Origin of the sequence: Pseudomonas uvaldensis (assembly GCF_021271205.1) — a bacterium.
Taxonomy (GTDB): Bacteria; Pseudomonadota; Gammaproteobacteria; order Pseudomonadales; family Pseudomonadaceae; genus Aquipseudomonas; species Aquipseudomonas uvaldensis.
Genome location: NZ_JAIWKS010000004.1, coordinates 118,209 through 133,011, shown reverse-complemented (window position 1 = coordinate 133,011; position 14,803 = coordinate 118,209). Strand labels below are relative to the sequence as shown.

Here is a 14,803-nt window from a genome sequence, read left to right as displayed (position 1 = left end):
GATCAGACGTCCCACGGGATGCATCCATGAGGTTTACCATGCGCACCACTTCGACCTTCATCTGCCAGGCCGCCGATCAGCTCAAGGGCTTCGTAGGCCTGAATCGAAAGACTGGTCAATACATCGTACGGTTCAGCGAAGACGCCTTCGGCATGGACGTGGCCGACGACGGCATCATCCCCGCCAGTGAATTCGTCTGGACCCAGGCGGCGGACGGCACCATGGCCCTGAGGCGCGAGCGGATCCAGCTGTTGCTGGACCAGAACATCGACGATCGTATCAACCTCACCGAACCCTTGCGGGTGTACATGGCGCGCAGCGACCTGCCTGAAATCCTGGCGGTGCGTCGGTTGGTAGAGAGCTGAGTGGCGTCGAGCGGAGATGAGATACCTCTGTGGGAGCAAGGCTTGCCTGCGATGGCGGCCCCCACAGGGTTTGTGACTGTGTGCTGGGCGATGAAAATCACCGCTGAATAATGATCGCTTACGCAGTCATCCTCCCGCAGGCATCGACGAAGGCACGCACCAGTGGCGGTACGCGATTTTCCAGCGCTGCGCGTTCAGGCTGAAACAACGTTGCGACGAAGAACGGATGCCCGCGCAGCTCTACGGCTCGCAGCTCGCCCGCCGAATCGCGGGCCACCGCATGCAAATCGTCGCCCAACAAATCCTGCTCGAACCGAGGGTTGACGCCGAAGCGGCAGCGGTAGCCCTCGAATATCGTCTGCTGACCGTAGGCCCTGGCAATCAATGAGTCCGCTTCGAGCCGAAGGCTGTCGATGATTTCGATCAAGGCGCAGCTCAGCGGCGTCAGCAGGGCGCGTTCGGCTTCCGGGAACGTTTCACCGTGAGCGGCATCGGCCCAGCCCAAGACATGGCGGGCATATTCCAGCACCGCATGCTGAAAGCCACCGCAGGTGCCCAGGAACGGACGGCGCTGCTCGCGGGCGAAACGGATGGCCCGCAACGCAGCGCTTTCATTTCGGTAAGGGCTGCCGGGCACGCACCAGATACCGTGAACGTCTTCCAGGGCGCAGTCGACGGCGATCTGGTCGGTCGCCAGCCATTTGAAGTGAATGGCCCGGCCGGTTTGCTTGCCAATCAGCTCAAGCGCAATGGGGATTGCCCGATGGGCCGTTATTTGCGGATCGTGGTCGCCAATCAAGGCAATGTGAACAGGGCGTTGTATTTCCATGGGGCTCATCGCTTGTTGATTCCTGGTTGCCACTATAGATTGGCGTTCACGCAATCAATATGGGCATTTACCCAAGGGATCAATGCATCGATGCACTATCGTCTGGACTATCCCGACCTGTCTCTGATCCTGGCGCTCGTTCGTGGCGGTTCGCTGGCTCGGGCTGCGCAGCTGCTGAAGGTGGATGTGTCCACGGTATTTCGTTCGGTACGCCGGCTCGAAGCAGCCCTGGGCCAGCCGTTGTTCGAAAAGAGCCGGGCCGGGTATCTGCCCACAAGCCTGGCCCGGGTGCTGTGCGAACAGGCCGAGCGTGCCGAGCAAGCTCTGGAGGCGGCGCGCATTGGGGTGGAGCAGGGCGGCGAAGTGATTACCGGCACGGTGCGGTTGACCTGCTCCGACTCGGTCCTGCAAGCGCTGCTGTTGCCGGCGCTGGCGCGGTTCATGCCCGCTTATCCGGCGCTGCACCTCGAACTGAGCACCTCGAATGATTTTGCCAACCTGAGCCGGCGCGACGCCGACATCGCACTGCGATTGACCCGCACGCCACCGGAACATCTGGTCGGTCGGCATCTGGGCGATGTGGCCTATCGCGTGTGTGCGAGTCCGGCCTATTTGCGTTCGATAAGCCCCGATGACTTGAGGTCAATGACGTGGATCGCGCCGGACGATTTCCTTCCCGACCACCCCACTGTGACTTGGCGCCGTCAGCACTTTCCCGATGTGGTGCCGGCTTATCGCTGCAACAGCATGCTGTCGGTCACCGAGCTGGTGCGGGCCGGTCTGGGTGTCGCGGCGCTGCCGGACTTTCTTCTGGGTGACAGTCAAAGCCTGGTTCCCTTGGGCGAACCGTTGAGGGGGTATGACACGGCATTGTGGCTTCTGACCCGACCGGACTGCCGCGCCTTGCGCTCGGTGGTAACCCTGTTCGACGAGTTGGGACGCAATTTGCAGTTGCGTTGATCCTCAGCGCTGGTAGCGGGTCAGGAACATGTCGAGGGCGGATTCGATGACCTCGATCTGCTGAGCCGGGGTCAGGCTCGGCTGGCCCATGGAAATCTGCGGCCAGAAGGCAAACGTCTTCAGCAGCCCGTGCAGCTGCTGGGCGGCAAACGCCGGATCCACGGTTTTCAAACGACCATCGGCCTGTGCCTGGCGAATCCACACCGTCAGGCCTTCTTCGCGCTGCCCCATGCGCGACACCATGTCCTGGGCTCGCTCGGGAGAATGAATCGTGGCGGCAATGGCGATACGCGCCAGATCGAGAAAACTGTCCTCTGCCAGCAGGTGCAATTTGGCTTGCAGCAATTGGCGAAGCTGATCACGCAAGGGGTTATCGGGGGTATAGGCGGCGTCCTGTTCTGCCGTCACACGGTTCCATAACCGGTTCAGAATTTCAGCGAACAGTTCCTCCTTGCTGGGGAAGTGGTTATATACCGTGCGCTTGGATACGCCGGCCGTCGCCGCGATCTTGTCCATGCTGGTGATATCGAAGCCGCTGCTGCGGAACTCGGCAATGGCGGCTTCCAGGATGGCTTCGCGTTTTCGGTCGGTGAGGCGTTGCGGTACGGTCATGGGCAGAAATCGATCCGGAAAAGATAAGTTACACTCAGTGGTTTACTTGTTCTTGGGAGTCATGCAGTCTGCAACCTACACCGGTCGGTGTAGTTTTACTATCCAGCGAACGGCTGAGCGTGCATGCAGCGGCCATTTAGCGTTCAACAACGGCGAAGCGCAATGCCGGCGACGTCCTTGGAGTTATCGCATCATGACCCATCCCTCTATTTCTTCGTCCGACAGCTCTTCGGTCCCTCCCTCGTCCCGGCAGGAGCAGGGGAAGTATCGCAACCATGCCCCTACACCCCGGGAAGGGCTAGGCAAGGCCCTGCGCATTCTGTGGAACATGGTCTTCCATAAACCGCGTGACACCCGTCCCACCGGGGCCGTCCCGGTTCAACCATTGACACGTGCCGCGCTGCTGGCTGCGCCCAATGGCAGCGTCTTTCGTCTCGGCCATTCCACCGTGCTGCTCAAGTTTCGGGATAAATTCTGGCTGACCGACCCGGTCTTCTCGGAACGTGCTTCCCCCGTGCAATGGGCGGGCCCCAAGCGTTTTCATCAACCGCCCATCAGCCTGGAAGAGTTGCCGCCGATCGAAGCGGTGATCCTTTCCCATGATCATTACGACCATCTGGATCACCAGGCCATCATCCAGTTGGCTGCCAAGACCCAACATTTCGTGGCGCCTCTTGGCGTAGGCGATACCCTGATCAAATGGGGTGTCGACGCCAGCAAGGTGCGGCAGTTGGACTGGTGGCAGGGCACGGAGGTGGCCGGTATCGAGTTCATTGCCACGCCCTCCCAGCACTTTTCCGGTCGTGGCCTGTTCGATGGCAACAGCACGTTATGGGCCTCGTGGGTCATGATCGACGGCGACACCCGGATCTTCTTCAGCGGTGACACCGGTTATTTCGATGGCTTCAAGCGCATCGGCAATCAGTATGGCCCCTTTGACCTGACGCTGATGGAAACCGGCGCCTACAACGTCGAATGGCCCCTGATCCACATGCAACCCGAGCAAACCCTGCAAGCGCACATCGACCTCAAGGGACGCTGGCTGCTGCCGATCCACAATGGCACGTTCGACCTGTCGATGCATGCCTGGTACGAACCCTTCGACCGTATCCTGGCCCTGGCGTGGGAGCGCAACGTTCTCATCGCCACGCCGCAAATGGGAGAGGCCTTCAACCTGTCCCAGCCGCAACGTGGCCGGGCCTGGTGGTTGGACGTTGAAGCCTCGGCCTATCAAGACCACGCAGGCATGGCGTAACCACCCGATGCCACACCGGACGTCGTGATCATTCGATCATCGCGTAATCGGCCCGCTCCATCGGATCCGGCGTGGCACCCTTGATGTTCATGCCGCGACCCGGTGCGAAGCCGGGAAAGAACACCAGTCCTTCGGCTTCCAGTCGAAAGGCCAGTGCCAGGCGGGTCACGTCGAGCAGGTTGCCCCCGGCCTCGAAACGCCGGATGGCCTGGACCGAGACGCCGGACTGGCGGGACAATTCCTCGACGCTCCAGCCCAGCATCGCACGCGCCTGCGCGCTATGGGCAGGAGTGAATTGATAGACAGCGATGCGTTCCAGGGTGTTTTTGATTGCGAGAGAGGCCATGAGAGTTCTCCAAAGCGGTGGATTCAAAAATACTGTGTTTTTGTACAGTTGTTTTTGGTCCGGATCAATCTCATTTTTTGGATAGGTGACCGGCGGTTTCTCCATCCGGGCGCTTTTGAGTCGCGGACGTCGAGCTGTTCACTCGGCGGCCAACCCCGGCGCTTCGCGAATAATGAAGTGGTCCAGGTTCTCGATATTGGCGCTGAATATCCCGAACGTCTGTTCGGGGTTTTTCTTGCTCGGCACCTGCTTGAACTCCGGCGTCACGCCATAAAAGAAGCAATACAACGGCGCTTCACTGGCGGCGGCGTGCTTGATCTCTTCCAGGAACGCCTTGCGCTTGCGGTAGTTGTCGATCAGCTTCTTGCTCAGGTAAACATTCACCGAGTAAGGCTTCTTCTTCGTGTCGTCCGGTTGCTTGAACCAGACTTTCTGTTCGAAATCGATGCGAAAGCTCTGGGTGTAGTCCTTGATCTCCTTGATCTTGCCCCAGTAAATCAACCCTTTGTTGTCCAGCAGGTACTCGATCTTCTTGAAGAACGATCCATAGGGCGCCGAGTGCTCGCCGATCTTCAGCGGCATGCGCTTGAGCAGGTCCTTGTCGGCGAAGTTCGAGACAAAACACTCAACCGGGTGGGCGAAGACACTGGTCTTGTCTGGCGCTGAATCACGTCTCGGGTGCTCGACATGACTGGCAGGCGAAGGCGCTCGCTCGTCGCCCGTGACCCCCGTCTCTGCCACCGGGTTCGACGGCTTGCGCACGTACGCGCGGCGAGTCAGCAGCAATTCCGACGGAAAATGCTCCTCCCGACCGTCATCCGTTTCCGAATCTTCCGTCTCCAGCCCTGATGCCGGTGTCTTCAGGCTGACGTAAGGACAGCCTTCTATGTGCCGCGTGCTGGGGATGTTCTTGAAGTGCGGTGTACGCACGTAGCGCACATTCTTGGCGTTGAACGTCCCCAGTACATTCCCTGCATCAAACGCTGCCCGACACGCATCGTTGGGGCACTGGAAGTGTTCCTTCGCGGAGTCGAACGCCACCGTCTCGTCAAAATTCAAATCGCGCACGTCATAGATCGACAGCTTTTCGTCGAGGCTGAGGCAGTAGGCAAGGTCGAATTTCACGATGGGGCTCGGGTCCTTGAGTGGGGGAGGGTATTAATAGCGGGTTGTGGGGGTGGGTTGCACGGGATATTTTCAGGCAACCACTTCTACTTTTTTGCGAGTCAGTGGAGAGAGCTACTAGTAGCGACAAGGGCGACGGCATGAATGATGGCGCGAAGCCGGGCTTCGCATACAAATTCATGACCGCCCCGTGCGCGTACTGATGGCCTAGGTCCGGCGTCAAAGCACGCAGTCATAAGTGCGGATGTTCTGTCTCAGCGCCGCCAGAAACGAGAAGGCGTTTTCCACCCGCTCGCCCTGGAAGCCGTGGTAATAGTTTTCTGGTGTCAGCACGGTGCCGGCGCCGCGTTTGTTGTCGGGGTGCAGGCAGTAGGGAATCGACAGAAAACCACTGTCGAAGGCACCGAGCAGGGCTTCGGACAAGTTACTGTCGTGGGCCAGCGTGCCTTCGATCAGGCGCTTCGCGCTACGCAGGACGCGTCCGTGTTCCTGGGCATCGAACGGAATCTGCGGTAAAACACCGTCGGTGTTCAGGCAGTAGTCGCAGTACTCCAGCGCCGCGATATTTTCCTCTATCCGGGGAATGCGCCTTGATTCCACCGGTGTCTTGATGATCACCCGCTGCACACCCGTGGCGCGGATCATCGCCAGCGCATCGCCCGTGATTCGGCAAAAACCGCCAAGCGTGCGTGGGAAAAACCCCATGAACACATAACCGACAAAGTGATAGCTGCCCGGCGCAAAATATTCGGCCGCGAGTTGTTGCAGGGCTGTTACCGCCGCACGATCCTGCACCGGCGAGGTGCCTTGAGCGTAGGAAAACGACAGCGTCTTGATGCCCTGTGAGCGCAAGAACAGTCCTTCAAGAATATTCAGCGCCACCAGGATCACCGGGTCGCACATCTGTCCCATCATGCAACCGGCGAAGCTTTCGATGTGACTGTTGTCGACGCCGCTGGAGAGCACCTGACAGGCTTTCTCCCAGTGACCGAACGCCTCGCGCAACGGCGTGCGGCTGTAGGGCAGGCAATAGGAAATCGGCCCGCCCTCGGTGGTGGGCAGACCGACGTCGACCATGCGCTCGAAAATGTGCAACGGGTCGGGTGAACCATGACGAACCTGCACTGGCAGGCGGTAGCGCGCATCAATCTGGTCGATCATGGCACGGGTCTGCGCGGGCGGATGGTTGACGATCGGATAACCGTTGAGCATCGATGCGCTGTCGATGGCCCGTTGCGCTGCTTCAAGATTGTTCACCCGGGTGAACGCGTCAAGCGTGATGGTGCACACCGTGTTCGCACGGCTCGCTGCTGTGGCTTCCAGGCCGGCTTGCATCCGGGCCGGGTCACTGAAGCCCATTCGCGGCTGGAGTACCGGGCCATGCGTGTTGAAGCGTTCGAGAACATGGGTGTTGAAATCGATCATCCTGATCTGCCTTTTCTGCGAATCGATAAAGAGTGCAACGGGTCAGCGCGCGACCCGTTTCTCCAAGTAATGCTCTGGATACAACTGGGCAGACACCAGTTCCTGAAAGGCATCGAAGCTGTTGGCCACGCTGTCGTCGAACACCTCATCGAAACCGGCGGCGCGCAGCGTGTCGCTATGTCGGGCGATGGTTTGCGGGTCGTTTTCGGTGCAGATCTTGCCGCCGATATACACCCCGTCGGTGTGTTTGGTTTCGCGACGAATACGCCGCGCCAGTTCAGCGCCTTCGATGTAACCATGGCCATTGACCGTGCTGACGACAACCATGGCGCTGGCGTGGCGGTTGAGCCGCGCAATCACTTCATCCATGGGCGTGTTCGGCCCCAGATTCTCGACGTTGTAGCCCATGTCTGTAAGCAGGAACTCCATGAACACCAGGTTCCAGCTATGGGAGTCCGAAGGCACGGTGGTGAGCAGAGCAGTTTTGCTGAACGTCATCGTTAAAGTCCCTTTTGAGTGGCTGTCCTGGTTGTGTAGTACGGGAGCGCCCGCTGAAAGTTGCGAAAGTTGGTAGTCACCGAGTTGATGTAGCCCCAGGTCTCGGTGTAGTTCGTGGGAAAAGGTTTGGAACCTTCGATCCTGTCGCGTTCGCGGGCAGTAATGTAGTTCGGCCAGTCTTTGGATCTTGGGCGCCGATGATGAAAGTCGTGACACGGTGTATCGCCGACCATCACAAACACCCGGACAAACAAGTGGAACGCCAGCATCTTGATCAGCCAGACGCTGATATGGGCGAAGCGTCGAACAGTTCCGGCCCCTACGGGTATGCGCAGTTCTTCGCCGATAAAGACGCCGGTGGTGCTCTCGCAAATGAAGTCGATGCCACGCCGTTCCAGTACGTCCACGCTGGGCCAGGTATGCTCGGCCGCCAGGCGAAATGTGGTGCTGATGTGGTAGCCGGCGAAGATCGGGATCACCCATGCCGCGATGAACAGATCGAAATGGCCCAAGGCTGCCGAGAGCAGTGCAAGGCCCGCCCAGAAGACCAGCGTCAATGCTGCGACTCGGTGGTTTTCAGCCGTGGCGGTGCCTTTCAATCGGCTCCAGCACGAACGCAGCACGGCCAGTGGCGACAGCGCGGTCCAGACCAGTTTGGCCCACATGGTGGTGGTGCTGTCGGACGGTTTTAACCCCACCACACTTTGCAGGTAAGAGAGGGTGTCATCATCGTCGGTCAGCAGCGTTTTCGAACTGTGGTGCAGAGCATGTTCGCTCTTGTAGGTATCGAAGGGTTTGAGCATCAGGACGCCGGAAATGATCCGGCCGACGACCATATTGATCTCGCGCGATTCGAAGACCATGTCATGGGCGCAGTTGTGGCAGATCATCACTTGCATCTGCTTGATGCCACCGGTGGCCAGGACAAAGCCCAGCAGCCACAGCGCAATGCTGGCTTGTGAATAACCGATACCGGCCAACAGCGCGCCGCCGGCTATCAATCCCGCCGACACGACGATATGGTGGAACGGCTTCAGAGGTCGGACTTTATCGAGATCTTCAGGGAGAGGCTTGGCTGTCAGCCAACTCAGAAACGGCTGCATGAACCCTGGAAGGGCGCGCATTGAGTTACGTATCATCCATGTTTCCTCTAGGGTTTTGCTCCATGCAAAAACTGTAACGTGGCCTCTGAATATTTCGAATAGAAATAGGTGGGGATCGATTTTCCATTTTTGGGTATGTCATCGACATGGATTGGGATGATCTGAAGGTTTTTATCTTCGTCGCTAAATCGAACAACGTGACCGAGGCCGGAATCTCGCTCAAGGTTTCGGCCTCGACGGTGTCGCGCAAGATCGCGGCGCTTGAGGAAGCGCTCGGTACGGTGTTGTTTTCGAAGAAGACTAACGGTTACTTCCTGACTGAAGCGGGAAGAGCGTTGCTGCCATTGGCACTGGAAACGGAGGAGCGTTTCAAACTGATCGAGCGGCAGATGTCGCAACCGGGTGATCGGATGGCGGGGCAGGTGCGCATCGATTGTCCTGAACTGATGGGCACGCACTTGATCATTCCGCAACTCGCGGTATTCCATGATCAGTACCCCGAGATCAGCTTTGACTTCATCAACTCGGCGGTGTCGTCGAAACTCACGCAGAGCCACAGCGACATCATCATCCGCTTGCGCAGACCGGAGAACGGTAACTTCACCATGCGCCGGGTCGGGACGCTGATGCAGGGGCTTTTCTGCTCCAAGGCTTATGCCGATGCCAACGGTCTGCCGGCCGAACCCGCCGATCTCAAGCGCCACAGCCTGATCGGCTGGACCGAAGAAATGTCGTACATGCCGCTCGCCCAATGGTTGAGCGAAATGGCCGGAGAGCAGAAGCTGTGGATGCGCGTTTCAAACCTGAATGCGCAGCTCAAGGCAGTCGAAGCCAATCTGGGGATTGCCGCGTTACCCGTCTATGTCGGACACCAGTCCGGTCTGTGCCAGGTACTGGCCAATCACCCTGCTCGCCGCTCGGAAATCTGGTTGCTGCGCAATCAGGCGACCCAGGGTGTGAGCCGCGTTGATCGAGTGGTGGAATATCTGACGGAGCTGTTTCACAGCAAAGCGGTCGGCATGCACTGACGGCCGTTTACCGCGGGGTCATGGCACCAGGATCAATGAACCCTGGGTTTGGCGGTATTGCATGACGCAGTGGGCTTGGGCAGCCAGCGCGAGGGGAAAATGCGCTATTGGCGGCAAACGAATCGCACCGCTGGACACTGCTTGTAGCACCCGTGCGGCCGCGTGAGTCAATTCAGCGTCGCCACCGATGTAGTGCTTCAATGACGGCCGCGTCACATGCAGCGAGCCCATTTGCCCGAGCCGGGACAGGTTGAAATCCGTCACGTCGCCCGAAGCATTGCCAAACAGCACGAGGTGGCCGCACGGACGCAAACTCGCCAATGACAGCTCCACGGTATCTTTGCCGATAGAGTCGAACACGACATGGGCACCTTTGCCATCGGTCAATTCACGGATCGACCCCAGTGTGTCTGGCGCTTCGGCATCGAGAGCCGCTATGCACCCTACCTCCAGAGCCTGGCGGCGTTTGGCTTCGGTCGACGCGAGACCTATCACGCGCATACCGCGAGCGACCAACCAGCTTGTGGCAATGCTGCCCACGCCGCCCGCCGCCGCGTGCCATACCACAAAGTCACCAGGCGCCAGCGGCACGCAGCGATGCGTCAAGTATTCGGCCGTCAGCCCTTTGAACAGTACGCCTGCCGCGACTTCGCTCGGTACGTCATCGGGCAGGCGTATCGCCCGCGAAGCGCGAACGACCGCGTGATCGGCGTAGCTGCCGGTCGAGCTGTCGACGAAGGCCACTCGATCGCCGATGGCCAGGTTTTTCACCTGCGATCCACATTCGACGACACGCCCAGCACCTTCCATGCCCAACCCCCTGGGGAAGGCTGAACCATCGTCCAGCGCGCCGGAGCGCCGGTGCAGGTCGATGAAGTTCACGCCGGCGGCTTCGACGGCCACAGTGATTTCTTCAGGGCCGGTGGTACGCAACGGGTATTTGCGCAATTCCATGACGTTGGGTGCCCCGGGGGCGACGAAGACAATTCCGTGGGTCTGGGTCATGGGAGCCTCCTTAAAGCGGGCCGATGCGCAGGAAAATCCATACGGCAACCGCTATCAGCATCAGGCCGAACGCCGCGTTCTGAAACATCAGCAGTTTGGGGCGGGACTGGATCAGTTTCTGCACGGTCGAACCCATCGACACCCAGATGACATGGGAGAAGAAGTTCAGCGAAATCAACGCCGCACTGAGGATCAACACGACGGTGCTGCTGGTCTCGCCGGAAGGCATGAACGTGGAAAACATCACCAGCAACATCACGATCCCTTGCACGTTGCCCAGTTGTATAACAATGCCGTCCCGAAATTGCAGGTGCATGGCCTTGTCGGTGGGCGCTTTCAATGGACGACGCAGCATGCGCACACCCAGCCACAAGATGTAGAAACTGCCCACCACTTGCAGCGCCCATACCAGCGTCGGATTGTTCATCAGCGTGTGATAAAGGCCTAAGCCGACCAGCACGGCGATCAGGAAGTAAGTAATGTCGAGCCCAACGATAAACCGCACCGAACGACGCACACCGCTTTGCGCACCCGACGTCGCCACCATCAAGTTGCCAGGGCCTGCACTCAAGGTCAGCGGAACCATGGTCGATAGCCAAAGCAACCAGTTGATGCTGAAAATTTCTTGCATGTTGTCTTCCTTAATCACAACGCGGATTTCACCTCGGCAAGTCTAATTCGCAGTTGCTTCTAAGGTTATAGCTAAGAGCGCAAGGCGGTTTCCCATAAATGGGGGAAGGGTGACGTGGAGGAGGGTGGTTCCCGTTGCCTTTAGGTGAACCAACGTTTCGGGGAGGCCAAGCTGCTTGGGCCTGACACCTGTGGCGAGGGAGTTTGCTCCCGATGGGGTGCGAAGCAGCCCCAATCTAATCCCGCCAAATCACTCGGCAACCAACCGACGGACCTTCCCATACAGCGACAAAGTGAACGCCTCCTTATCACTGGCAAAATGACAACGCCGGTGACAGTTCGGACACAACGCAACCGCGTTAGTAATGCTATCCGATCCTTGCTGAGCCAGATGCTTCACATGATGCACTTCAAGAAACGGCAACCCATCTACCTCGAACGGTGCTTTCTGGCCGCAACCTTCGCAAACACCTTTAGCCAGTTCAGCAACCCATGCCCGGATTTTGGGATCTCGAACGTAGGACATCGTAATCGTGGGGACTTGCTGCGGATTTGGAATGCCTGATGGCTCAACCTTGAGACCTTTCTTTTGCAGCTTCGAGGCTCGGCTGATCAACGTTCGCTGATCAGGCGTGGGATCAAAGTCATCGGTGCCAGGTATTACCTTACTGGCAAGCACCTTACGGATTCGCTGGGCCACACCTGCCCCAATATTCTTGGCAGGCATATAGCCAGTGATTCGCCGCAATCCCATTTGCTCCAACACCGCCGAAATATTCTGCATGCGGTATTCAACCGACGAGGCGCTACGCTTGCTCAGCGGTCCGTCACGCAGAAGCTGATCTCAATCGATTTCTTGAAGGTCCGGCCGTTTACCTCTCGATCTAGCATCCTCAAATAAGCATCAACCGAAGCCTCAAGCTCTTCGTCGCTCCAGCCGCTTTTTTCCTTTGGGATATCCATACGTTCGCCGAGGGTTAAAAAACTCGGACGATACTGATAGGCCATTACGGCTGTCTACGAAAATTCCTACAGAAAAAGCTCAGCTTTCGTTCGAGATGGTCCTAGGTGACTGAATGCCCAGTCCGATGAAAAACGTCGAGCGACCTAAGCTACCAAGGCTTAAACGCAGTTTTGCCTCTGTAGAACGCAAAAAACCCCGTTTTCACGGGGTTTTTTATTTACGCGTACGGCCTAGGGCTCTTCTTTCGAGTCAATCCCAGCTAAGCGCACCGCCGGTTTGATACTCAATCACCCGAGTCTCAAAGAAGTTCTTCTCTTTCTTCAAGTCCATGATCTCGCTCATCCAAGGGAACGGGTTGCTAGTCCCTGGGTATTCCTCTTTCAAGCCAATCTGCGACAGGCGACGGTTAGCGATGAACTTGAGGTAGTCCTCCATCATCGCCGCGTTCATGCCCAATACCCCACGAGGCATGGTGTCGCGGGCGTATTCGATTTCCAGTTGCGTACCCTGCAGGATCATCTGGGTCGCTTCTTCCTTCATTTCGGCGTCCCACAGGTGTGGGTTTTCGATTTTGATCTGGTTGATCACGTCGATACCGAAGTTCAGGTGCATGGATTCGTCGCGCAGGATGTATTGGAACTGCTCGGCGACGCCGGTCATTTTGTTGCGGCGGCCCATGGAGAGGATCTGGGTGAAGCCGCAGTAGAAGAAGATGCCTTCCAGGACGCAGTAGTAGGCGATCAGGTTGCGCAGCAGTTCTTTGTCGGTTTCCGGGGTGCCGGTCTGGAACGTCGGGTCGGAGATCGAGCGGGTGTATTTCAGGCCCCAAGCGGCTTTTTTCGCGACCGATGGGATCTCGTGGTACATGTTGAAGATTTCGCCTTCATCCATCGCCAGCGATTCGATGCAGTACTGGTAGGCGTGGGTGTGGATCGCCTCTTCGAAGGCCTGGCGCAGGATGTACTGGCGGCATTCCGGGTTGGTGATCAGGCGGTACACGGCCAGGACCAGGTTGTTGGCAACCAGGGAGTCGGCGGTGGAGAAGAAGCCCAGGTTGCGCATCACGATGCGGCGTTCGTCGTCGGTCAGGCCTTCCGGGTTTTTCCAGAGGGCGATGTCGGCGGTCATGTTGACTTCTTGCGGCATCCAGTGGTTTGCGCAGCCGTCCAGGTATTTCTGCCAGGCCCAGTCGTATTTGAATGGCACGAGTTGGTTGAGGTCGGCGCGGCAGTTGATCATGCGCTTTTCATCGACGGCGACGCGGGCGGATGCGCCTTCGAGTTCGGCGAGGCCTTCGGCGATGTCGAGTTTGTCGAGGGCGGCCTTGGCGCGGATGATCGCGGCCGAGTCGTTGGCGGTCACGGCCCGGGCTTCGAGGGCGGCGGCACCGCCGGCGCTGTCGAGGCGGTCCATGTTGGCTTCGGAAGCGTTGCCGGTGTTGGCGCTTTTTACGGCGACTTCGCCGTCTTCTTTATCGAATTCGTCCCAGCTCAGCATGACGTGTCGTCTCCTGCGTGAGGGCCAGATGCCCGGTGAAGGCCAACTGGCCGCGGTGGATCTTGGAAAAATCGTTTCTTGCAGCAGTGACGCAGGCAATAAACAGAAAAATGTACGGGGGAGCGCTGAAGCGGAGGTGGACGCAGGGAGGCGACTGGCCTCTGCGTGGGCTTCAGGCAGGCTTGATTCCCTGTAAGGGAATATTGCGGGCCCGTTTAAGGCCGCATTATAAGGACTTTTTTGCCTACGTGGTGCGGCGAAAGAGCCCACGGAGGAGGGCGCGGATGTCAAATTCCCACGGGAGTGAGGATTTATAAGGCTTTCATCGCCGCAGGCCCGCTGAGAATTTTTTTTGCCTGGGTCGGGTGACGGTTGTTTTTGATCAAAAAAACAGCAACTTTTGTGATTAAGCACAACATGTTGTGTTTGTGAAGGCCTTTCTGTGGTTTCAGACACAATCAGGCCCGGTCGAAACCGGGCTCCGGAAAATGCCAGTTATGATCAATCGGTACGTGCCGAGCCGGTGTGATCACTGCCATCGGCGGCGACGGTGTCCGGGTTGGCGCGGTCGTGGTCGTCGCTGGCGAGCGTGGCCGTGTCCGCGGTGTCGTAGCGGCTGATTGCGGCGGCGGCACCGGTGCGGTCAAAACCGTCGGCGGCGAACGTCTGGGTGGCCATCACGAACAGGGTCAGTGCGAGGAGCAGATGGGTTTTCATGGTGGTTGCTCCTTGTTATCAGCCGTTGGAGCAGCCGTTGCCCATGACGCTGTAGCGCAGGATGTGGCGCTGACCTTTGGAGTCGTCGTATTCCATCTTCGCCGGCACGACTTCGCAGACGTTCGGGATTTCGCTCATGGAAATGACTTTGGCGATGTCCAGGTGGGTGGAATAGGTGTATTCCTCGATCGCCGGTTTTTGTTGGGCAACATCGGTCGGGGCCTCGTCTGCCATCGCGGTGGCGCACAGGCTGCCGAGGACCAGAACCCATAGAGCTTTCATCTGTTTCACCTTTTCTGAGGTCGAGTGGGGTCACGCAACCTTTTTGGGGTTGCGTGTGGAGCGGGTATTGGAAAGTTTGATTAACGGCCTTCGTGGGGGCTGTGTTGCGTTAATCGCGTTTGCCGGTTGGCGAGTTGAATTTTAGGGAGCAGGGTTGGAGGT

16 protein-coding genes and 1 pseudogene are annotated in these 14,803 nt (G+C 58.3%); 4 read left to right on the top strand and 13 right to left on the bottom strand.

The annotated features are described in order from the left end of the window. The first annotated feature begins 38 nt into the window (after positions 1-38). Positions 39-365: a DUF2025 family protein gene (locus LCU97_RS10370; RefSeq protein WP_053147183.1), complete on the top strand. Its 327-nt coding sequence runs from the start codon at positions 39-41 to the stop codon at positions 363-365. Between the two features lie 118 nt (positions 366-483). Here the strand turns inward: LCU97_RS10370 and LCU97_RS10365 are convergent, their stop codons facing one another. After that, positions 484-1,194, bottom strand: a complete 711-nt coding sequence (locus LCU97_RS10365) for a CTP synthase C-terminal region-related (seleno)protein (protein ID WP_053147446.1) — start codon at positions 1,192-1,194, stop codon at positions 484-486. 12 nt (positions 1,195-1,206) lie between these two features. On the opposite strand from LCU97_RS10365, the gene LCU97_RS10360 reads away from it, so the two are divergent. Next, complete coding sequence (locus LCU97_RS10360) at positions 1,207-2,154, top strand: LysR family transcriptional regulator (protein WP_082339644.1); 948 nt, start codon at positions 1,207-1,209, stop codon at positions 2,152-2,154. 3 nt (positions 2,155-2,157) lie between these two features. On the opposite strand, the gene LCU97_RS10355 is transcribed toward LCU97_RS10360, so the two are convergent. Then, positions 2,158-2,766: a TetR/AcrR family transcriptional regulator gene (locus LCU97_RS10355; RefSeq protein ID WP_232776315.1), complete on the bottom strand. Its 609-nt coding sequence runs from the start codon at positions 2,764-2,766 to the stop codon at positions 2,158-2,160. Between the two features lie 193 nt (positions 2,767-2,959). Here LCU97_RS10355 and LCU97_RS10350 point away from each other — a divergent pair, with 193 nt between their 5' ends. After that, complete coding sequence (locus LCU97_RS10350) at positions 2,960-4,021, top strand: MBL fold metallo-hydrolase (RefSeq protein ID WP_232776314.1); 1,062 nt, start codon at positions 2,960-2,962, stop codon at positions 4,019-4,021. A 28-nt stretch (positions 4,022-4,049) separates the two neighbouring features. Here LCU97_RS10350 and LCU97_RS10345 read toward each other — a convergent pair whose 3' ends face one another. The 5 genes from LCU97_RS10345 to LCU97_RS10325 form a co-directional block, all read right to left on the bottom strand. After that, positions 4,050-4,367 carry a helix-turn-helix domain-containing protein gene (locus LCU97_RS10345; RefSeq protein ID WP_053147187.1) on the bottom strand — a complete coding sequence of 106 codons (318 nt, stop codon included), beginning with the start codon at positions 4,365-4,367 and terminating at the stop codon, positions 4,050-4,052. Between the two features lie 138 nt (positions 4,368-4,505). Then, positions 4,506-5,492: a hypothetical protein gene (locus LCU97_RS10340; protein WP_232776313.1), complete on the bottom strand. Its 987-nt coding sequence runs from the start codon at positions 5,490-5,492 to the stop codon at positions 4,506-4,508. A gap of 219 nt (positions 5,493-5,711) precedes the next feature. Then, a complete protein-coding gene (locus LCU97_RS10335) occupies positions 5,712-6,917 on the bottom strand; it encodes a methylaspartate mutase (protein WP_053147189.1) in 1,206 nt (401 codons plus the stop codon). 42 nt (positions 6,918-6,959) lie between these two features. After that, positions 6,960-7,415 carry a cobalamin B12-binding domain-containing protein gene (locus LCU97_RS10330; RefSeq protein WP_053147190.1) on the bottom strand — a complete coding sequence of 152 codons (456 nt, stop codon included), beginning with the start codon at positions 7,413-7,415 and terminating at the stop codon, positions 6,960-6,962. Positions 7,416-7,417: 2 nt separating this feature from the next. Continuing rightward, on the bottom strand, positions 7,418-8,554 hold the full coding sequence (locus LCU97_RS10325) for a fatty acid desaturase (RefSeq protein ID WP_172679579.1): 1,137 nt from the start codon (positions 8,552-8,554) through the stop codon (positions 7,418-7,420). A 110-nt stretch (positions 8,555-8,664) separates the two neighbouring features. Here LCU97_RS10325 and LCU97_RS10320 point away from each other — a divergent pair, with 110 nt between their 5' ends. Further along, entirely contained in the window at positions 8,665-9,546 is an 882-nt protein-coding gene (locus LCU97_RS10320) for a LysR family transcriptional regulator (protein WP_232776312.1), read from the top strand. Between the two features lie 18 nt (positions 9,547-9,564). Here LCU97_RS10320 and LCU97_RS10315 read toward each other — a convergent pair whose 3' ends face one another. From LCU97_RS10315 to LCU97_RS10290, 6 genes and pseudogenes are all read right to left on the bottom strand, one after another. Next, positions 9,565-10,551, bottom strand: coding sequence for a quinone oxidoreductase family protein (locus LCU97_RS10315; protein ID WP_232776311.1), 987 nt, complete (start codon positions 10,549-10,551; stop codon positions 9,565-9,567). Between the two features lie 10 nt (positions 10,552-10,561). Next, a complete protein-coding gene (locus LCU97_RS10310) occupies positions 10,562-11,182 on the bottom strand; it encodes a LysE family translocator (RefSeq protein WP_092201650.1) in 621 nt (206 codons plus the stop codon). 249 nt (positions 11,183-11,431) lie between these two features. After that, a pseudogene (locus LCU97_RS10305) lies at positions 11,432-12,144 on the bottom strand (HNH endonuclease). 250 nt (positions 12,145-12,394) lie between these two features. Beyond that, positions 12,395-13,642, bottom strand: coding sequence for a ribonucleotide-diphosphate reductase subunit beta (locus LCU97_RS10300; protein WP_232776309.1), 1,248 nt, complete (start codon positions 13,640-13,642; stop codon positions 12,395-12,397). A 501-nt stretch (positions 13,643-14,143) separates the two neighbouring features. Further along, positions 14,144-14,359, bottom strand: a complete 216-nt coding sequence (locus tag LCU97_RS10295) for a hypothetical protein (protein WP_232776308.1) — start codon at positions 14,357-14,359, stop codon at positions 14,144-14,146. Between the two features lie 18 nt (positions 14,360-14,377). Then, complete coding sequence (locus LCU97_RS10290) at positions 14,378-14,641, bottom strand: DUF2790 domain-containing protein (RefSeq protein WP_053147209.1); 264 nt, start codon at positions 14,639-14,641, stop codon at positions 14,378-14,380. Positions 14,642-14,803: the final 162 nt, after the last annotated feature.